Origin of the sequence: Caballeronia sp. LZ003 (assembly GCF_031451465.1) — a bacterium.
In the GTDB taxonomy this organism is placed as follows: domain Bacteria; phylum Pseudomonadota; class Gammaproteobacteria; order Burkholderiales; family Burkholderiaceae; genus Caballeronia.
Map to the genome: position 1 here is coordinate 369798 of NZ_JARUXJ010000004.1, position 19958 is coordinate 389755.

Genomic DNA, 19958 nt, shown 5'->3' on the forward strand with positions numbered 1-19958 from the left:
TCCCGCTGCAACTTAAGCGGCGCAAGGCTCGTCGAAGCTTGCACCAAAACCTTTGAGAGACATCGATGGCGCAACAGAAAACCAATCCAAAACTCGAGCAGGCGCTCACGCGCGGCGATCTCGCCATCCGTCAGGCCAATTCGGCTCGCGCTACGGCGGTGTTGCGCGCACTCGGCAAGATGATCGTGGAGGCGTCGGCGACCATCGGCGTCGAAGCGCACGTGGTCGTTCACGACGGCGACAAGATCTACGATCCCGCCGACGGCGCGTGGCCGCAGCAGTTGCTCGTTTCGCTCGACGGCCCTGTCGAGGAGAACGATCCAGACGAAATTCGCACGATCACCTTGCTCGCCGACACGCCGGCCACCATCTTCCGCTGCGAATGGCAGCGTGCCGACGGCAATCTCGGCCGTCAGGAGGGACGCCCGCTTGCCATGGTTGCCTTCATTACCGACGTCGACATTCCTTGGCTCGACGAAGAAGACTGATTACCCCGTCTTTGATTTGTTCAACATGTTGTGAGATTCGCGGATGCCAAAAGTCGAGGCATCCGCGTTTTTGTGTCAGCTCATTTCCCCAACGATCCCATTTGTTGCCGTTTTCTGTTTTCGAGTGTTGCGTGAAGCGCAAACGTTACCGTGTCCCCTTTTTTTAGTCTTTTGACGTGATTACTCGATATTTCGTATTGCTTGACAGACGGCTATTCTCCTGAATACCTCTCACGGCATTTGGTGGCTGTTGGCCCTCGTTTCTTTTCACTCTTCTTGTGCATGCATATTCGAATACCGGCTATGCATATTTAATTTTGCAGCAGTTGCCCGGCGATTAGTTCGGCAATTAGAATAAAAGTTCTAATTGTTTAGCCTGAATTTTGCTGAGAAACAGTGGCAAGCGCGCACCCCGTTATTTGACTTCGTGAGAGGCTCGATTCGCCGTGTGAGGGCACAACCTTAAAACGCCCATATCACGCGGCAATTTCCTAATCGCCAAGAAAAATGGGGTTTACAAAATGGAACGTCTGAACCTTGCCACGAATGCCGCCGCTAACCAATCTGAAACGGCGCTTCGTCCGACACTCACGGTAGTGCCCGCACTTCAGAAAACGGAACGCATGCCGTTTACTATCCGTATCGTCCAGGACGACGACGGGCTCCAGAAAGCCGTAAGCATCAGGCGTTCTGCGTATGGTCGGCATTTGCCCGAATTCGCCGAGAAAATGACGCTCGAGCATTCCGATCGCGATAGCGGCACCGCGGTTTTGCTCGCGGAATCGAAACTCGATGGCGCGCCGTTGGGCACCATGCGCATTCAGACCAATGCGTATGCGCCGCTCGCGGTCGAGCAATCGATCAAGCTGCCGGGTCATCTCGCCGAAAGCCGTCTCGCGGAAGCGACGCGCCTTGGCGTGGCGGGCGGCATGGTGGGAAGAGTCGTGAAGGTGGCGTTGTGCAAGGCGTTGTGGATGTTCTGCGAACTGCATGAGATCGACTGGATGGTGATTACCGCGCGTGCGCCGCTCGACCGGGAATACGAAGCCATGCTGTTCAAGGACGTGTTCGGCGTAAACGAGTATCTGCCGATGGCGCACGTGGGCGGCATGCCGCATCGCGTGCTGGCCAAGGAAGTGGCTGTCGCGCGGCAGCGTTGGGAAGAGGCGCGTCACCCATTGTTCAACTACATGGTGAATACGCATCATCCGGACATCGATTTGCAATCTGTAGATTTATCTTTTGACTGGGAACCGGTACGATGCCCTGAGGCTCCGCTGATGGCTTACGGCCGGTAGAAGAAGGGCTGCGGTAACGAAAGCAAGAGCAAAAAAGCCGGGCCCGAAGTGGTCCGGTTGGCCAAAGAGTGCGGTGGCGGGGGCAAGCTCGGCTCCGCCGCGCCTCTCGCCGGCAAGATCGGCGCAAACGGGGGGCTTATTCAGGTATGGCGTCGGTTATTCCAGCTTCCTTATCGAGATTCAGACGCTCGGGCTCGTGGATCGACGGCGCGTTGTACGCGGTCGCCGTCTACGCGGTCCCGTTTCTGATCGCACTCGGTACGCTAGCGACGCTCTTCTTTTTACCCCGCCAGTACGAAACGCGGGGCGCGGTCCCGCTCGAGCTCCACGTTCTCGCCGATCATGGCGACTCGCTCGGTCCAGAAGCCGCGCGCGAAGCCCTGCGCGCCGCACCGGCCACCACGCGCTACAACACGCATCTCTCCGAAAAACCCGTCTGGTTTTCCATCACGGCGCCCGTCATGAGCACGGAGTCGTCGACTGCAATTGAACTGCCTTCGCGCCACGCGCAGTCGCTTTCATGCTGGAACGCCAGTAACCTCCAGCCGCTCGGCACCGCCGATCGCGAAAGCGTGAGCGGCGAGATGCATCCGGTCAAGGCCGGTTTTTTCGTGCAGGTGGGGCGCATCAAGGCACCGTTGTCCGTCATTTGCCGCGGCGTTTATTCGGGCCCGGCGCAGATCAACGCGTTTGCGTGGGAATGGCAAGGTCTCCGAAGCTCGGCGCTCGACTTCCAGGAAAGCTCCGGGCTGATCGCGGGCGGTTTGCTCACGCTCGCGGTATTCGTTTTCGTCACCGCGTTGATCAATCACGAATGGACGTACGTGATTTTCGCGGTGTGGCTCGTCGGCAATCTGCGTTTGTGCGCCAACGCCATGGGCTGGGACATGCAGTGGCTCGGCCGCGTACTGCCAGCCGACTTCATGACGCCGCTCAGGCAAATCACGTTCGCCGCGTACTACTTGCTGACCGCCGCGCTATTCCAGCAGCTGTTCCGCCGCGAATTGCGCGTGGTCGGTTACCGGTGGCTTTTGCGCGTCATTCAGTACGTCGGCATCGTGCTCCTTGGGGCAGCCGTGGCGTTGCCGTATTCGCTGTTCATTCCGACGCTGTGGGTCATTGCCGGCTTCGGTATCTGCGTGCTGCTGTTCTTCCTCGTGCGGCTCGTGTGGATGGCCCGTTCGCGCACGGTCATGTGGTATGTGGCGTCGCTCGCCATCGTGCTGTTTTCCACGTTCTCCGAAGTACTTGGCGCGGCGTTCGGCCTCAAGGTGCTGGTCGGCGGCGTGAACACGGTAATGGCCGCGCTGTCGTCGAGCATGATGGCGGCGTTTGCCATCGCCGAGCAGATGCGCGCCGAGCGCGACTTCCGCCGTCAGGCGCAGATGGAATTACGCAACACTTACGAAGTCACGCCAATCGGTCTCTTCACGCTCGATACCGACGGCCGCTTCGTGCGCGCCAATCCGGCGCTGCGCTCGATGCTCGACCTGCAGAAAGCGGAATACAAAGTCCGCCACTGGAACGATTACTTCGAGCCCGGCGCGTGGGGCGCGCTGCAGGCGCTGGCATCGAAAGGCAGTGACGGTGAGCTCGAAATGGGCGGTTCCGCCGCGCGCGGCACGGGCGAGCGGCGCTATCTATTGAAGGCTATCCGCTCGAATGGTTGGATCGAAGGCTCGCTGCAGGACACGACCGAACGTTCGCGCGCTGTCGAGCGTCTGCGCTTTCTCGCGGAGCATGATCCGCTGACGGGCTCGCTGAACCGGCGCGGTATCGAGAAAGCTATTTCCGCCCAAAGCGATGAAATGTTGCCGTGGGCGCTTGCCTATGTCGACCTCGACCGCTTCAAGCTCGTGAACGACCTCTTCGGCCACCGCAGTGGCGACGAAGTCTTGCGACAGGTCGCGGCACGCACGCGGGCGCACTTCGCGCGCAATTACGCAGTGGGGCGAATCGGTGGCGACGAGTTCGTCTGCGTCATGCACGACACGTCGATTGAAGACGCCATCGCGCAATGCCGCGAACTCATTTCCATTCTTTCGGACGCGCCCTATCAGGTCGGCAATCGCGCGTTTCAGGTGAAGGCTTCGATCGGTCTCGTCGAATGCTCGCAGGGCGTGCGCGTGCAGGACGCGCTGTCGCATGCGGATCGCGCGTGCCGCGAAGCGAAGAAGGTCGCGCATACTCACCTCGTCACGTACCGCAAGGGCGCGGCGGCGTTCGAGGAGCGCGCGGAAGAATTGAAACTCGTCGAGACGCTCGGCCGCAATCGTCTGCCGCCGGGCCTTTTTCTCGTGATGCAGCCGATCATGTCGTTATCGGCGCCGACGGAATCGCTTAATTTCGAAGTACTTCTGCGCATGCGCGCGCCGGACGGCACGACGCTGCCTGCGGGCAAGGTGATCGTCGCGGCGGAAGAGTCCGGCAATATTGCTGCAATCGACCGCTGGGTCATTACCACGTTGCTCGAATGGATCGAGGCGCATCGCCATGAATTGAAGAACACGCAATTCATTTGCGTGAACCTTTCGGGCGGTTCGCTCAACGACGAGCAATTCATGGAGGATATCTTCGCGTTGTTCGCGCGGCATCAATCAGTGGTCCATTACCTTTGCCTCGAAATCACCGAAAGCGTGGCGCTCCACGATTTGGAGAACACGCAGCGCTTTATTGCGCGCGTCCATGACATGGGCGGCAAAATCGCGCTCGACGACTTTGGCGCGGGTTATTCCTCGTTCAAATATTTGAAGGCACTTTCCGCCGATGCGCTGAAAATCGACGGCGAATTCGTGCGCTCCATGTGTGCGCATCCGGCGGATATCGCCATTGTCGAAGCCATCGTCGCGCTTGCGCGCAATCTCGGCATGCGCAGCGTGGCGGAATGGGTCGAAGACATCGATACCCTGCGCGCATTGCAGGAAATCGGCGTCGATTATGTGCAGGGTTTTTTAGTCGCGAAACCGCAAGACAGCGTCGCCATTCTTTCGGCGACTTCCGCTGCGAGTTTCGTAAAAGATCCGGAAGTGGTGAGTTTTGTCGAGTGCCTGTCCGCGCCGGCGCAGGCACTCGCATTCGACTATGAATGGCGCGCCCGCGCCGCGGGCACCCATTAATTTCTATCTTCGAACCCGTTCAGGCGGGTTTCGATTCACTCAAAATCTTGTTCGCCGCGATGGGAATGCGCGTGTCGTCCCATTGCGCGAGCCATTGAATCTCCTTTTGCGTGAAATAGCCGGGATGATTGCGCAGCGCGAACTGCAGGGAATCGACGATGTGATCGCGAATGATCTGCGGGGCGTTGTCGTCGTTGACAATCGCGTGAAGGGCTTCGAGTGTGCTCATGTTGCGTGGCCTGGCCGGTGAATAGGGAACGTCGGCGTCACCATAACCCGATAAAAATCGCGAAACATATTGCAGCGCGAAACTTTCCACGCGGCCGTTTCCTTACAGGAGCTTGCTAGAATCGGCGCGAATGCCTCAAATCGATCAACGCGCCGGACTTGAAGCGGGAGCCGCTTATGAACGACCTGGAGCGCGCTTCGCCTGGCGCGTGTTTGCGCTGCGAAGAGGGCGCGCATGCCTGATCGATCCTCGCGCCAAGCGTCTATTCATTCGGTCGGCTCGAATCAGCTCGGCATGCGCCAATTCAACGAGCGCATCGTGCTGCAGGCCATTCGTCTGCATGGCGCGCTGCCGAAGGCGGACATCGCGCGCCTCACGCGCCTTTCCATGCAAACGGCGTCGATGATCGTCGATCACCTTATCGACGACGGTCTGCTCGTGAAGGAAGCGCGAACGCGTGTGCCGGGGCGCCTCGGGCAGCCATCGGTGCCGATTGCGCTGCGAGCGGACGGCGCGTTTTCCATCGGCGTGAAAGTGGGGCGACGCAGCCTCGACGTGCTGTCGATGGACTTCACCGGCGCCATTCGCACGCGCGACACGCTCGACTATCCCTATCCCGATCCCGCCACGCTTTTCACGGAACTTGCCGCACGGCTCACGCGCGCCATCGACGCGCTCGGCGACGACGCGCGCAAGATCGCGGGCATCGGCGTGGCAGCGCCGTTGTGGCTCGGCGGCTGGCGCGATTTCTTCGATACGCCGCCCGACGTGCTCGCCGCATGGAACGAGATCGATATCCGCGGGCGCATTCAGGCGCTCACGGCCTTGCCCGTCGAGTTTGCAAAGGACACCACGGCCGCCTGCGCCGCCGAACTCGTGATGGGGCAGGGGCGCGGGTTGCGCAACTTCCTGTACGTGTTCATCGGGACGTTCATCGGCGGCGGGCTGGTCATCGACGGCCGCTTGCACGCGGGGCCGGGCGGCAACGCGGGAGCAATCGGCTCGCTGCCGCTGCAAAAGCGCGACGGTGCGGCGCAGTTGCTCAACACCGCGTCGGTCTATGTGCTCGAAAAGGCGTTCGCGGCGGCCGGCGCGCCCGCCGCCGCCGCTCACGACGAACGCGCATGGTCGGCTTCGCTGCGGCCGCTGTCCGAGGCGTGGCTCGACGACGCGTGCCCGGCGATTGCGTTGAGCATCGCGTCGTCGTCGGCTTTGCTGGATCTCGAGGCGGTCGTGATCGACGGCGAAATCGATCGCGGCTTGCTGCGCGAGATCATCCGGCGTACGGATGAAGCGCTCGGCCATTTCGACTGGCAAGGCATGACGCGTCCACGTCTGGTGGAAGGACAGATCGGCGCCGATGCACGCGCGATGGGCGGCGCCATTCTGCCGCTTTACGCACACTTCGCGCCGAAGCATGAATTGTTCTTGAAGCCGCTGGGGACTTGACGTGCGGGTTGTATTGTCTATACAAGGCGCTGCCAAACACGAGAAATTGGCGTGGGGAAATCCCTAATACAATGAAAGTTGTATATACAAGAATATGAACTCGAATTCGGGCCTGCGAGAAATCCGCGTCCGTTCGCTCAATCTTCCGACGCGCAGGAGCCTGCCTCGTGACCTCATCTTCTCGTTATCGCGACACTGAAATTCGCGCCCCGCGCGGCGCACGACTCAATGCCAAAAGCTGGCTGACCGAGGCACCGCTGCGCATGCTGATGAACAATCTCGACCCGGAAGTCGCCGAGAATCCGCGCGAACTGGTGGTCTATGGCGGAATTGGCCGCGCGGCGCGTGACTGGCCGAGCTTCGACAAGATCGTCGAAACGCTCAAGCGGCTCGAAGCGGATGAAACCCTGCTGATTCAATCGGGCAAGCCGGTTGGCGTCTTCAAGACGCATGAGAACGCGCCGCGCGTGCTCATCGCCAATTCGAATCTCGTGCCGCACTGGGCGAACTGGGAGCATTTCAACGAACTGGACGCCAAGGGTCTCGCCATGTACGGGCAGATGACGGCGGGAAGCTGGATCTACATTGGCAGCCAGGGAATCGTGCAGGGCACGTATGAAACCTTCGTCGAAGCCGGTCGGCAGCATTACGGCGGCGATCTCAAGGGACGTTGGGTGCTGACCGCCGGACTTGGCGGCATGGGTGGCGCGCAGCCGCTCGCCGCGACGCTCGCGGGCGCGTGTTCGCTCAATATCGAATGCCAGCAGAGCCGGATCGATTTCCGTCTGAAGACACGTTATGTCGATGAACAAGCCACCGATCTCGACGATGCCCTTGCCCGCATGCAGCAATACACGTCCGAAGGACGCGCGGTGTCAGTCGCACTCTGCGGGAACGCCGCCGATGTTCTGCCCGAACTCGTGCGCCGTGGCGTGCGCCCGGACCTCGTAACCGATCAGACGAGCGCGCACGATCCGCTCAACGGCTATCTGCCGAACGGCTGGACGTGGACGCAGTATCGCGATCGCGCGCAAAGCGATCCGCAGGGCACGGTGAAGGCGGCGAAGCAATCGATGGCCGAACACGTGCGGGCAATGCTCGCCTTCCGCGAACAAGGCGTGCCGGTGTTCGATTACGGCAACAACATCCGCCAGATGGCCAAGGACGAAGGCGTCACGAATGCGTTCGATTTCCCCGGCTTCGTGCCCGCTTATATCCGGCCGCTGTTTTGCCGGGGCGTCGGACCGTTCCGTTGGGCCGCGCTTTCCGGCGATCCGCAGGACATCTACAAGACCGACGCGAAGGTGAAGGAGCTGATCGCGGACGACGCGCATCTGCATCGCTGGCTCGACATGGCGCGCGAACGCATCAGCTTCCAGGGCTTGCCGGCGCGCATCTGCTGGGTCGGCCTCGGGCAACGCGCGAAGCTCGGCCTCGCGTTCAACGAGATGGTGCGCAACGGCGAGCTGTCCGCGCCGGTGGTGATCGGCCGCGATCATCTCGATTCCGGTTCGGTCGCGAGCCCCAACCGCGAGACCGAGTCGATGCGGGACGGCTCGGACGCCGTGTCCGACTGGCCGCTTCTCAACGCGCTGCTCAACACGGCGAGCGGCGCAACGTGGGTATCGATCCATCACGGCGGCGGCGTCGGCATGGGCTTTTCGCAGCACGCGGGCGTCGTGATCGTCTGCGATGGCAGCGTCGAAGCCGACGCGCGTATCGCCCGCGTGCTGCATAACGATCCGGCCACCGGCGTCATGCGTCATGCCGATGCGGGCTACGACATCGCCGTCGACTGCGCGCGCGAGCAAGGCCTCGACTTGCCGATGATCGACGGAGCGAACGGCAAGCGATGAACAAGCTCTGGCAGCATTGCCACGTCGCAACCATGACGGGCGGCAAGTATTCGATCATCGAAGATGCCGCGATCCTGACGCATGGCGGGCGTATCGAATGGATCGGGCCGCGCGTCGCCGCGCCGGAGCGCGATTGCGAGCGTATCGATCTCGAAGGCGCGTGGGTTACGCCGGGTCTAATCGATTGCCATACGCATCTCGTCTTCGGCGGCGACCGCAGCGGCGAATTCGAGGCCCGTCTGGAAGGCGCGAGTTACGCGGAGATCGCGGCGCGCGGCGGCGGTATCGCAAGCACGGTACGCGCGACGCGTGAAGCCAGCGAGGACGCGCTGTTCGAAAGCGCCCGCGCGCGCGCCGTCGGCCTGCTGCGCGATGGCGTGACCGTGCTTGAAGTCAAATCCGGCTATGGGCTCGATCTCGCGAACGAACGCAAGATGCTGAGAGTCGCGCGGCGCCTTGGCGAAACGCTGCCCTTGACCGTGCGCGCGACCTGTCTCGCAGCTCACGCATTGCCGCCCGAGTATGCGAATCGCGCGGACGATTACATCGCATTCGTCTGCGATGAAATGTTGCCGGAGCTCATCGATGAAGGCCTGGTCGATGCCGTCGATGCCTTTTGCGAGCATCTCGCGTTTTCGCCGCAACAAGTCGAGCGAGTGTTTCTCGCCGCGCAAAAACACGGCGTGCCGGTGAAGCTGCACGCCGAACAGTTGTCGTCGCTGCATGGTTCGACCCTCGCGGCGCGCTATCAGGCGCTTTCCGCCGATCATCTCGAATACATGACGGACGATGATGCCGCGGCGATGGCAAGCGCTGGCACCGTCGCCGTGTTGCTGCCTGGCGCGTTCTACATGCTGCGCGAAACGCAGCTACCGCCCGTCGATGCCTTGCGGCGCCACGGCGTTCCAGTTGCACTCGCCAGCGATCTGAATCCCGGCACATCGCCCGCGCTTTCGTTGCGGATGATGCTCAACCTCGGCTGCACGCTCTTTCGTCTGACGCCGGAAGAAGCGCTCGCTGGCGTGACCCTTCATGCGGCGCGCGCACTTGGCCTGCACGGCTCGCATGGATCGCTGGAAGCGGGAAAGGCGGCGGACTTCGTCGCGTGGAAAATCGGTCGGCCGGCCGAGCTGGCTTATTGGTTGGGCGGTTCATTGCCCAATTGCGTGGTGCGAAACGGCGAAGTAGTGACGACTTCTGTCTGGCAATACGGCCTTACGGCGTTAAGGTAATAAAAAAACGCCTCGTCCAAAAGCACGAGGCGTTTTTCGACAACCGATAAGAATCACACGCTGCGCTTGCGGATCATGCCCCACACGACGAGCAAGATGATTGCGCCGATCACGGAGGCGATCCATCCGGCGGGCTGCCCGGGCTGATACCAGCCGAGCGCGCGTCCCACATAGCCCGCCACCAGCGAACCGACGACCCCCAGCACGATGGTCATGATCCAGCCCATGCTGTCATCGCCTGGTTTGACGGCGCGCGCAATGAGCCCGATAACCAGTCCGACGATCAAAGTCCCGATGAATGCAAACATGCGGTAGCTCCTTCTGAATTGCTGCTCGTTGGCTGAGATTGCTCCGGACGCATTCCGGCACGTCCAAAGTAGCACGCGACAATGCGTTTGGATATGACACGCCGCGCGACTTGGCCGGGATTGGCCATTCGGCCAGTCTCCTTAGCACGTGGGATGCCACGTCATCTCACGCGGTAAAATCCGTGTTCTGCATCACTTTGCCTGCACGGCGCCGCCATGACCGATTCCGATTTCCCCGCAACCGACGACCCGATTCACGAAGACCGCCTCTGGCGCGACGACGGCTGGACCGCTCGCGTCATGAAGAACGAAGACGACGATGGCTGGGCCGTCGCGATGATCCAGGCGGGCGAGGCCGAGCCCGCGCTCGTCGGCCCGTGGACCATGGGCCGCGACAAGAAGAACCCGAAGCCGCTGGACGCGAACGCTTTTCGCACGCTGGTCAAGACGGCGTCGGAGGTATTGCGCCGTCACGAGCAGCAGCGGCATGCCATGCTGCACAAGAACGTTTCCATCGACGTACGTGGCGAAGACGTTACCGTCACGCTTGAAATCGTCCCCGACGATGACGACCCCTACGCCAACCTGAAGGCCTTCGATGCATTTGGCACGCAGCTCGCGCACGTGCGCGTGTCGCCTGCGTTCAAGCTGAGCAAGACAAGCGCCGAACGCTGGGCCGAGAACGACTACGCGGCGCCGCATTGAGCGGCGCTCGAAAAGCGTCAGCGCAATAAAAAAGCCGTCGCATTTGCGACGGCTTGCAGACAACGAGCAGCGAGTCACCGACCCGCAGCTTATTTCACGACGAACTCGATACGACGGTTGGCGAAACGACCGCTTGCGGTGGCGTTATCGGCGATAGGGTTTGCGTCGCCGTAGCCGTTCGACGTGAGGGAATTCGAAGGCACGCCGGCTTTCATCAAATAGCCGCGCACGGCTTGAGCGCGTTCCCTCGACATTTCCAGTTTGGCTGACGGAACACCTGTTGCGTCCGAGTATCCCGCGACTTCGAGTTTGACCATCGAACCCTTGGCCGCGCAGTCTTTCAGCAACGCGGCAGTCTGATCCAGCGTGGCATACGCGTCTTGCGGCACGGTTGCGCTGGAGCGTCCGAAGTTGACCACCTGCAGATCGAGCACCTTCGAGAGCTTGTCGCCGGAACAGGAATCTTCCGCGGCGAGCAGTGTCTTCATGGCGCTGCGGAACGATTGCGTGGCATTGGCGACCGCGCTGTCCACGTTGAACGAGCTGACCTGAAACATGTCGCCGAAGGTGGTTTTCAAGCGATCCATCCAGCCGAACTTCGCTTCGGCGGCCGTGCCGCTCAGTTCAACCTTCGAACCCGCGATTTTCGCTTCCGCGCCCGGCACGGCCATTAGCGGCAAGAGATCCGTCACGTGCGAAAGCCACGTGGCGGGACGCGCTTGTGCATCGACGGAAACGTTGGCGCTGTAGTTCTTGCCAAAGTGCTGTTCGAGTGCATCGATCAGACGTTGCTTCTCGGCGTCCGTGGCAACGGTTGCCTCGATCGAAGGAACGCCGGCAGAACTCACGTGGAACAGCAAGCTGGCGTCTTTCGACTTCGCCGGTGCTGCATCGGGTACGGAAGCCGCCGCGATGCCGCTTGCGGCATCGACCGAGGAAGCTATCGTCGTTGCGGATGCCGTGTCCGTGCGCAGCGCGTCTGAACCATTGACTTGTGTATCGACCGAAGATGCAGCCGGTGTGACCTGCGTGACGGGTGATGCAGCGGTCGACGCTCTCAGGTCGAACTTGTCGCCGTTCGTAAAGCCACGGTAGTACACCGCCGCGAGAATCGCGGCGAGCATGGCAAACAGGAGCCAAATCCATTTGTGCGACTTTTTCGGCGCGGGCTTGCGCACGGGTGCTCGCATTTGGGTCGTTGCGGCCGCGAAAGCGGGGGCGGGAGTGGAAGCAGGCGCAGGCGTGGGCGTGGGTGCGGGCGCGGGTGCGGGTGCGATAGGCGCAATGGCTCGCGGCGCCGGTGGCGTTGCCGTCGCAATGGCCGCCGTTGCTGGAATGGTTGCAATAGCGGGCTCAAGTGCCGGTTCCAGCGTCGCACCGACGGCATCCAGACGGCCCGCGATATTGCTGGCAAAACCTTCCGTGTTGCCAAGACCAATGGCGGCCGCGATTCCGTTCGAAAGCGTTGCGCGGATTTCGGCTACCTGATCGCGCAACAGCGCGGGCAACGCATGTACCGAAACCTGCGAGAGCAGGAAGTAATGCTTCAGCACACCGAACAACACGGCGGACAGCATGCCCGAGAGGGCCGATGTCGCTTGTGCCGGCACGCCGGTCTCAATGGAAGCCGCATCTGTCAGAGCGTCGATGCGTTGTCCCGTCGCGCGCGCGGCCATCAAATGTCCGCTTGCTTCGAGGTGTTTGAGGCCGCTCGTCGTGGTTATCACGTTGCTCAACTGATCCGCGATAAAAGCGTTCGCGTCCGGCGACATGACGACCGTGTACAGCGCGTTCGCGCCATCAGCAAAAGCCGAACGTTCCATGAGAGATGCAACGAGACCAGGCACTGCGCGTGCGGCCAGCTGCTGAACGATTTGCGCAGGGATACCGAATTTCTGCGATAGCTGTTCCGCGATTTGGTCCGTAATCGCGGACCTGACTGCCTGGACCAGATTGATGCTCATCGACGGTCTATCCTATATGCTGTAGCGCCAGATGAAGGCGCATTGACGCGACGCATTTTATATGCGCAGCTATCCTAAAATATTTTCGAGATAACTTATTTACAGAAACCGTTACGTTCGTGTCACGGTTGAGCGGGCATGAGCTCGAATCAGCGTGCCCGAAGGGAAGAATCCGAGAAAAAGCGGGCCACGCGTTTGGCGGCGATTCCGAGCCATGATGCTTCGGATGGCATGGGTTCGTGCTGATGCACGTTCGATGCGAGGATGGCGTAGACTGGGTTCGAATGGACGAACGCGCGATACGACGCATCGAGAGGTGAGGTCCACACGCAAGCACGGCATTCGTGCTTCGAGCAGCTACTGCAGGGAGGTTGATCGCGCTTCATGACGGGTCCTTGACTTAACCTGTCGATGATGTTTGATCCTTGCGGGGAACGCGATCGGACGCTTCTGATTGGAGTCTTAAAATAACTCCGAAAGCATGCAAAATAGGATACTTCGCACGTTCGCAATCACATCGAGGAGACAGACGATGCATTACCTGATGATCTACGAACTCAGCGCCGACTATCTCGAGCGGCGCGCGGAATTTCGCGATGCGCATCTGAAGCTCGCCTGGCAGGCAGCCGAGCGCGGCGAGATCGTGCTGGCCGGTGCGCTCGATGCGCCCGCCGATCGCGCCATATTGCTGTTTCAGGGCGACTCGCCCGCGGCCGCCGAGGCGTTCGCACGTAACGATCCTTACGTGGTGAACGGTCTCGTCGAACGCTGGCAAGTGCGCAAGTGGAACACCGTGGTGGGCGAGGACGCGGCCACGCCCGTTCGTTAGACGTCGGCGGTTTCTTCCGAAGGCCGGTCGCGGCGTGCGGGCGCGTCGCGGCGTGCGGCGCGATAAAGGCTCGTGAGCGTATCGTCCATTTGCTGGGTGCGCTCGAAGAGGTCCGCGAGCCAGTCGACGAATACCGAGACGCGCGGCGTCGCCTGCCGGCTCTTCAAGAACGCCACCGAGACCCGCAGCGGCGGCGACTTCCATCGCGGCAGCACTTCCACCAGTTGCCCCGAGCGCAGATACGGCTGCGCGGCGATCCGCAACGGCTGTATCAGTCCGAGCCCTTCTATGCCGCACGCGAGATACGCGTGTTCATCGGCGACCTGGACGAAGCCGCGCATCTTCATGGTGACGGCTTCACCGTCCACGTCGAAATCGAAATCGGCGGGGCGGCCATTCTTGCTCGACACGCAGTTCACCGCGACGTGCTGCGCGAGTGAATCGACCGATGCGGGCATGCCGTGCTTTTCCAGATACGCGGGACTCGCGCAAGTCACTTGTTCGAGCACGCCAAGCCGCCGCGCGATGAGCCCCGAGTCAGGCAATTCGCCAAGCTGCACGCTGCAATCGACGCCTTCGCCGACCAGATCGACATTACGCATGCCGATGCCGATCGACAGTTCGATCTGCGGATAACGCGCATGAAACTCCGGCAACGCGGGCACGACGATGGACGTCGCGACGGTGTCCGGCATCTCCACGCGCAACCGTCCGCGCAGACGTTCCTCGCCCGCGCCGAAGCCGGATTCGAGTTCGTCGATATCCGCGAGAATCTGCGCGCAACGTTCGTAATAAGCGGCGCCGTCGACCGTGAGGTTCAGGCGGCGCGTGGTGCGGGCGAGCAATTGCACGCCGATCAATGCTTCGAGTTGTTGCACAGTCGTCGAGACGCTTGCACGCGGCATGCCGAGCGATTCGGCAGCGCGCGTGAAGCTGTTCGTATCGACGACACGCGTAAAGACACGCATGGCATGGACGCGATCGATCACGTTGAGTTTTCCTTATTCCGACGATGGAAAGGCGATGCGCGCCACTACACACCGCCGCTTGACCGGGCAGGCGAAGCGGCGGGAAACAAGGCACATCGGCGATGATCACATCGTAAGGATTCGAAACCCTTGCGTGAATACACAAAACTGGACGATTCTTGCCCGATTCTTCCCGCGGCCGTGCGAAGGCGTAATCAAAGCGTCGGCATTTCGCCGCGCAGACGGCCCGAGAGTCCCGACATATCCGCGCCCGACGGCGCTTGGTAGAGCCGCAATCCCATCTCCGGAAGAATGGACAGCAGATGGTCGAAGACATCGCCCTGAATGCGCTCGTACTGCGTCCAGGCGGTCGTCGCGGTGAAGCAGTAGACCTCCACCGGAATGCCCTGCGATTCGGGCTCCATCATGCGCACCATGATCGTCATGTCCTGCCGGATCTCGGGGTGCCGCTGCAAGTAAGCCAGCGCGTAGGCGCGAAACGTGCCGATGTTCGTGAGCCTGCGCCGGTTCGCGGGTTCGTTGGCGAGTTCGCCGAGATTGCGGTTGGCCTGTTCGACTTCCGTTTGTTTTTGCTGCAGATAATCGTGCAGCAGGCGAAAGCGCATGAGACGGTCGGTTTCGTCGTCGCTTAAAAAGCGCACGCATTGCGCGTCGATACGCATGGTCCGCTTGATGCGCCGCCCGCCCGATTCGAACATGTGCCGATAATTGCGATAGCTCTCCGAAAAGAGCTTGTAGGTCGGCACCGTGGTGACCGTGTTGTCCCAGTTCTGCACCTTGACCGTATGCAGCGCGATGTCCTTCACGAAGCCATCGGCGGATGCTTGCGGCATCTCGATCCAGTCGCCTATGCGCAGCATGTCGTTCGACGTGAGCTGCGTGCTCGCGACGAGCGACAGCAGCGTGTCCTTGAACACGAGCAGCAGCACGGCGGACAACGCGCCGAGACCCGAGAGCATCCAGAGCGGCGAACGGTCGATGAGAATGGACAGCACGAGCACGCTGCACACCAGCGCGAGCGCGAGCTTGCCGATCTGGACATAGCCCTTGATGGAGCGCGTCTGCGCTTCCTTGCTCGACGCATAAACGTCCTGCCACGCCGATAACGCGCTGCCCGTCGCGAGGAACACGCACACCCACGCGCCGCTGTGCGCCACACGCTCGATGACCGTCGCCCAGCGGCCGATATGCGGCACGTCGTCGATACCGAGCGCAATGGTCGCAAACGGCACCGCGTACCACAACCGGTGATAGGCGCGCCGGCGGATGAACGCCTGATCCCACGCGGTGTGTCCGGCCAGCACGAGCAGCCGGTGCGCGATCACGAGCACGATGCGCGCGACCACCCACTGCACGAAGAGCGCGACGAGCGCCAGCATGACGATGCCGAAGACCAGTTGCGCCCACGGATGCGTGGGCAAATGCTGTTGCAACTGGTCGGGCAGAAAATCGAGATTCATGGCTTCCACGAAAGGGCGAATGCAAGGCGCCCCGTATTGTGCATGAACGCGCACCATTTCCGCGCGCACGGTTTGCTCGATGACCGTCTTATCGAAAACCCGCGTTCGATGAAAATGAATTTTTTTCGGCGATTGTTTTGGGTAAATATACTTTCATTGCATTTGCTTACAGCGGGAGTTGTTCCAGCGCCCATGTCACGCTTACCAGCGGTCCATCCGTCGACGGATGCCGACGATCTGATCTCCGCGCGCATCGCGGCGGCCATGCCGGGCCTGACGCCGATCCATCAGCGCATGGGCGCGTTCGTGCTCGCCAACCTGTTTCGCTCGGCCACCATGCGAATCGACGAACTGGCGGAAGCGGTCGGGGCATCGGTTGCCACGGCGAACCGCTTTGCGCGCGCGCTCGGTTTTTCCGGCTATCCCGCGTTTCGCGAGGCGCTGGTGCGCGGCTTCGAAGCCACCATCGCGCCGGTCGAACGATTGCGCTCCGCGCTGGAATCGCCCGCGAGCGGCGCGGATGTCTTCGATGCCTCGCTCGCGCAGGCCTCGGCGAATCTGCGTCTTGCCCAGACTTCCGTCGATGCCGCGAAGGCCGTCGCCGTCGTCGAAGCCATTCTCGCGGCGCGCAAGGTCTTCGTGCTCGGTTACGGCGCGAGCGCGTTCCTCGCCGGTCTCATGGAGCATGGCCTCACGCCTTATTGCGCGAACGTGCAGTCGCTCGCGCTGACGGGCGGGCCATCGCATGCGGCGCGGCGTCTGTTCACGGCATCGCGCGAGGATTTGCTCGTTGCCATCGCCTTCCCGCGCTATGTCGACGACACCATCACGCTTGCGCGGCAAGCGCGCGACCATGGCGTGCGCGTGGTTGCGCTCACCGACAGCATCGCGTCGCCGCTCGCGCGTATCGCGGATCTCGTGCTGACCATCGGCGCGGAACGGCGGCTCGCCGCGAATTGCGACACCGCCGTGCTTGCCGTCATCGAAGCCTTGTGCGACGCCGTTGCGCATCGCGCGAAGCGTTCGGTCGAGGCGGCATCCGGATTGACCGAATTCGTGCTGCCGTGGCTCGTCGCACCTTCTATCCTCAAGAGTGCGTCCGGCGTGCAAACACCGCGCCGCCGGCAGACTCGACATCCCCACACGGAGCCGCGCGAATCATGAACGCCATTCCGGTCATTGCCATTCACGGCGGCGCCGGCACGATCGTACGCGCCGCGCTCAAGAGCGACGCCGAAGCGCGCTATCACGCGGCGCTCGCGGAGATTCTGCGCGCGGTTGAAAGCCTGCTCGCCGATGGCGGCAGCGCACTCGACGCCGCCACCGAAGCCGTGCGTCTGCTCGAAAATTGTCCGCTTTTCAATGCAGGTCACGGCGCGGTCTTCACGTCCGCGGGCACGCACGAACTCGATGCATCCATCATGGACGGCGCGACGCTCGAAGCAGGCGCCGTCTCGTGCGTGACGCGCTTGAAGAACCCGGTGCTCGCCGCGCGCCGCGTGCTCGACGTGAGCGAACACGTGATGTTTACGGCGGCCGGCGCGGAAGCGTTCGCGGCGGCGCAAGGCCTCGAATTCGTCGAGCCGTCGTACTTTCATACCGATGCGCGCTACGAGCAATGGCAGAAGGCGCGTGGCGCATCCGGCACGATGCTCGATCACGACGCCGCGACGCTCGCCGCGGGCGAAGACGATCCGCTCGATCCCGCGAAGAAGTTCGGCACGGTCGGCGCGGTGGCGCTCGACGCGCACGGTCATCTCGCGGCCGCGACATCGACGGGCGGCATGACCAACAAGCAGATCGGCCGCGTCGGCGATGCTCCGTTGATCGGCGCGGGCTGCTACGCGAACGATGCGACCTGTGCGGTCTCGACCACGGGCACGGGCGAGATGTTCATGCGCATGCTGGCTGCCTACGACGTGGCGGCGCAGATGGAATATCGCGGGCTGCCGCTCGAAGTCGCCGCGCGCGATGTCGTGATGAACAAGCTGCCGCGTATCGATGGACGCGGCGGACTCATCGCCGTCGATGCAAAGGGCAATGTCACGCTGCCGTTCAATACCGAAGGGATGTATCGCGGATTCGCGCGCGTGGGCGAGCAACCCTTCACGGCGATCTACCGCACATGACGACGTTACCCGACGCACGCGTCATCGACGTACGCGATCTCTCCGTCACTTTTCGCTCGCGCTCGCGCACGGTCGAAGCGGTGCGCAACATGTCTTTTGCCGTCGATCGTGGCGAGACGCTCGCCATTGTCGGCGAATCGGGATCGGGCAAGTCGGTGACGTCGCTTGCGCTCATGCGTCTCGTCGAACACGGCGGCGGCGCGGTGACGGCAGGCAGCATGGCGTTCCGGCGACGCAGCGGGCAAGTGCTCGATCTGGCGCAAGCCTCGTCCGCCACGATGCGCGGCGTGCGCGGCGCCGATATCGCGATGATCTTCCAGGAGCCGATGACCTCGCTCAATCCGGTGTTCACGGTGGGCGATCAAATCGCGGAAGCCATCGCGCTGCATCAGGGCAAGAACCGCGCGGAGGCGAAGAACGAAGTGCTGCGTCTGCTCGATCTCGTGCGCATTCCCGAGGCGCGCCGCGTGTTCGGGCGCTATCCGCATCAGTTGTCGGGCGGTATGCGGCAGCGCGTGATGATCGCCATGGCGCTTTCGTGCCGGCCCGCGCTGCTCATTGCCGACGAACCGACCACCGCGCTCGACGTGACCATTCAGGCGCAGATCCTGCAACTCGTGCGCGGCCTGCAGGACGAGATGAACATGGCCGTGATCTTCATCACGCACGACATGGGCGTGGTCGCGGAAGTGGCGGATCGCGTGCTGGTGATGTATCGCGGCGAGAAGGTGGAGGAAGCCGAATCCGACGCGCTGTTCGCGCGTCCGCGGCATCCGTACACGAAGGCGCTGCTCGCCGCCGTGCCGACGCTCGGCGCGATGCAGGGCACCGATCGCCCCGCCAAGTTTCCGATTCTCGAAGTGGAGCCTGCCGAACTCGCCCCCGACGATGCCAGCGCGCTGCGGCCATCCGCGGCGGTCGAAAGAGAGACGCAGCCCGCCATCGACGAAACCGCGCGGCCAATTTTGCGCGTGCGCGATCTGGTCACGCGCTTTCCGGTGAAGACCGGCATCTTCGGACGCACGACGGCGGCGGTGCATGCGGTCGAGCGCGTGAGTTTCGATCTGCGTCCGGGCGAGACGCTTGCGCTCGTCGGCGAATCGGGCTGCGGCAAGTCGACCACGGGGCGCTCGCTCTTGCGGCTCGTCGAAAGCCAGAGCGGTTCCATCGAATTCGACGGACGCGACATCAGCGCGCTGAAAGGCCCCGAACTTCAGGCGCTGCGCCGCAATATCCAGTTCATCTTTCAGGACCCGTTCGCCTCGCTGAATCCACGTTTGACCGTGGGCTTTTCCGTGATGGAACCGCTCCTCGTCCACAACGTCGCAAGCGGACGGGAAGCGCAACAACGCGTGGATTGGCTGCTCGAAAAAGTCGGCTTGCCGCCCGAAGCCGCGCAGCGTTATCCGCATGAATTCTCGGGCGGGCAACGTCAACGGATCGCCATTGCGCGTGCGCTTGCATTGAACCCGAAAGTCGTGATCGCCGATGAATCCGTCTCCGCGCTCGATGTCTCCGTGCGCGCGCAGATCGTCAATCTCATGCTCGATCTGCAGCGCGAACTCGGCGTCGCGTATCTCTTCATCTCGCACGACATGGCGGTGGTCGAGCGCGTGAGTCATCGCGTGGCGGTGATGTATCTCGGGCAGATCGTCGAGATCGGGCCGCGCGCGGCGGTGTTCGAAGCGCCGCGTCATCCGTACACGAGAAAGCTGATGAGCGCGGTGCCGGTGGCCGATCCCGCGCGCCGTCACGCCAAACGCATGCTCGCCGCCGACGAAATACCGAGCCCGATTCGCAAACTCGGCGACGAACCGGTGGTGGCGAAACTCGTTGCGGTCGGCCCGGACCATTATGTCGCCGAGCATCATGTCGGCGGCGCTTATTAAGCGCTAGTCAAGATCAG

At 62.2% G+C, this 19958-nt stretch carries 16 protein-coding genes; 11 read left to right on the top strand and 5 right to left on the bottom strand.

Annotated features, from left to right (window positions below; translation table 11 throughout):
- The first annotated feature begins 65 nt into the window (after positions 1 to 65).
- The 3 genes from QCE79_RS25805 to QCE79_RS25815 all read left to right on the top strand — a co-directional run bounded on the left by QCE79_RS25805 (position 66) and on the right by QCE79_RS25815 (position 4902).
- A complete protein-coding gene (locus QCE79_RS25805; protein WP_250493585.1) occupies positions 66 to 488 on the top strand; it encodes a hypothetical protein in 423 nt (140 codons plus the stop codon).
- Between the two features lie 623 nt (positions 489 to 1111).
- Positions 1112 to 1786 carry a hypothetical protein gene (locus QCE79_RS25810; protein ID WP_309848659.1) on the top strand — a complete coding sequence of 225 codons (675 nt, stop codon included), beginning with the start codon at positions 1112 to 1114 and terminating at the stop codon, positions 1784 to 1786.
- Between the two features lie 146 nt (positions 1787 to 1932).
- The gene (locus QCE79_RS25815; protein WP_370652191.1) at positions 1933 to 4902 is read left to right on the top strand and encodes an EAL domain-containing protein; all 2970 of its coding nucleotides are present in this window, start codon (positions 1933 to 1935) and stop codon (positions 4900 to 4902) included.
- 19 nt (positions 4903 to 4921) lie between these two features.
- Here the strand turns inward: QCE79_RS25815 and QCE79_RS25820 are convergent, their stop codons facing one another.
- Entirely contained in the window at positions 4922 to 5131 is a 210-nt protein-coding gene (locus QCE79_RS25820) for a hypothetical protein (RefSeq protein WP_244829350.1), read from the bottom strand.
- 234 nt (positions 5132 to 5365) lie between these two features.
- Between QCE79_RS25820 and QCE79_RS25825 the strand changes: the two genes are divergently transcribed.
- From QCE79_RS25825 to hutI, 3 genes are all read left to right on the top strand, one after another.
- Complete coding sequence (locus QCE79_RS25825) at positions 5366 to 6580, top strand: ROK family transcriptional regulator (protein WP_309848664.1); 1215 nt, start codon at positions 5366 to 5368, stop codon at positions 6578 to 6580.
- Positions 6581 to 6747: 167 nt separating this feature from the next.
- Positions 6748 to 8436 carry a urocanate hydratase gene (hutU, locus tag QCE79_RS25830; protein ID WP_309848666.1) on the top strand — a complete coding sequence of 563 codons (1689 nt, stop codon included), beginning with the start codon at positions 6748 to 6750 and terminating at the stop codon, positions 8434 to 8436.
- Entirely contained in the window at positions 8433 to 9668 is a 1236-nt protein-coding gene (gene hutI / locus QCE79_RS25835; protein ID WP_309848670.1) for an imidazolonepropionase, read from the top strand. Before hutU ends, hutI begins: the two co-directional genes overlap by 4 nt.
- A gap of 53 nt (positions 9669 to 9721) precedes the next feature.
- Here the strand turns inward: hutI and QCE79_RS25840 are convergent, their stop codons facing one another.
- Positions 9722 to 9976, bottom strand: coding sequence for a GlsB/YeaQ/YmgE family stress response membrane protein (locus QCE79_RS25840; protein ID WP_244829354.1), 255 nt, complete (start codon positions 9974 to 9976; stop codon positions 9722 to 9724).
- Positions 9977 to 10192: 216 nt separating this feature from the next.
- On the opposite strand from QCE79_RS25840, the gene QCE79_RS25845 reads away from it, so the two are divergent.
- Positions 10193 to 10681: a hypothetical protein gene (locus QCE79_RS25845; protein ID WP_244829355.1), complete on the top strand. Its 489-nt coding sequence runs from the start codon at positions 10193 to 10195 to the stop codon at positions 10679 to 10681.
- A gap of 89 nt (positions 10682 to 10770) precedes the next feature.
- Here the strand turns inward: QCE79_RS25845 and QCE79_RS25850 are convergent, their stop codons facing one another.
- Positions 10771 to 12645, bottom strand: coding sequence for an OmpA family protein (locus QCE79_RS25850; RefSeq protein WP_309848675.1), 1875 nt, complete (start codon positions 12643 to 12645; stop codon positions 10771 to 10773).
- A 532-nt stretch (positions 12646 to 13177) separates the two neighbouring features.
- Between QCE79_RS25850 and QCE79_RS25855 the strand changes: the two genes are divergently transcribed.
- Positions 13178 to 13474: a YciI-like protein gene (locus QCE79_RS25855; protein ID WP_250467363.1), complete on the top strand. Its 297-nt coding sequence runs from the start codon at positions 13178 to 13180 to the stop codon at positions 13472 to 13474.
- On the opposite strand, the gene QCE79_RS25860 is transcribed toward QCE79_RS25855, so the two are convergent.
- Complete coding sequence (locus QCE79_RS25860) at positions 13471 to 14463, bottom strand: LysR substrate-binding domain-containing protein (RefSeq protein WP_309848678.1); 993 nt, start codon at positions 14461 to 14463, stop codon at positions 13471 to 13473. The two genes, QCE79_RS25855 and QCE79_RS25860, sit on opposite strands and share 4 nt — an antisense overlap.
- Before the next feature lie 194 nt (positions 14464 to 14657).
- On the bottom strand, positions 14658 to 15923 hold the full coding sequence (locus QCE79_RS25865; RefSeq protein ID WP_244829360.1) for a mechanosensitive ion channel family protein: 1266 nt from the start codon (positions 15921 to 15923) through the stop codon (positions 14658 to 14660).
- A gap of 192 nt (positions 15924 to 16115) precedes the next feature.
- Between QCE79_RS25865 and QCE79_RS25870 the strand changes: the two genes are divergently transcribed.
- From QCE79_RS25870 to QCE79_RS25880, 3 genes are read left to right on the top strand one after another with little or no spacing between them, the layout of a single operon-like run.
- Complete coding sequence (locus tag QCE79_RS25870) at positions 16116 to 17087, top strand: MurR/RpiR family transcriptional regulator (protein WP_309848685.1); 972 nt, start codon at positions 16116 to 16118, stop codon at positions 17085 to 17087.
- Positions 17084 to 18052 (top strand): isoaspartyl peptidase/L-asparaginase, encoded by a 969-nt coding sequence (locus tag QCE79_RS25875; RefSeq protein WP_309848688.1) that lies wholly within the window; start codon positions 17084 to 17086, stop codon positions 18050 to 18052. The genes QCE79_RS25870 and QCE79_RS25875 overlap by 4 nt, the downstream gene beginning before the upstream one ends.
- Positions 18049 to 19941 carry a dipeptide ABC transporter ATP-binding protein gene (locus QCE79_RS25880; protein ID WP_309848691.1) on the top strand — a complete coding sequence of 631 codons (1893 nt, stop codon included), beginning with the start codon at positions 18049 to 18051 and terminating at the stop codon, positions 19939 to 19941. Before QCE79_RS25875 ends, QCE79_RS25880 begins: the two co-directional genes overlap by 4 nt.
- Positions 19942 to 19958 lie beyond the last annotated feature (17 nt).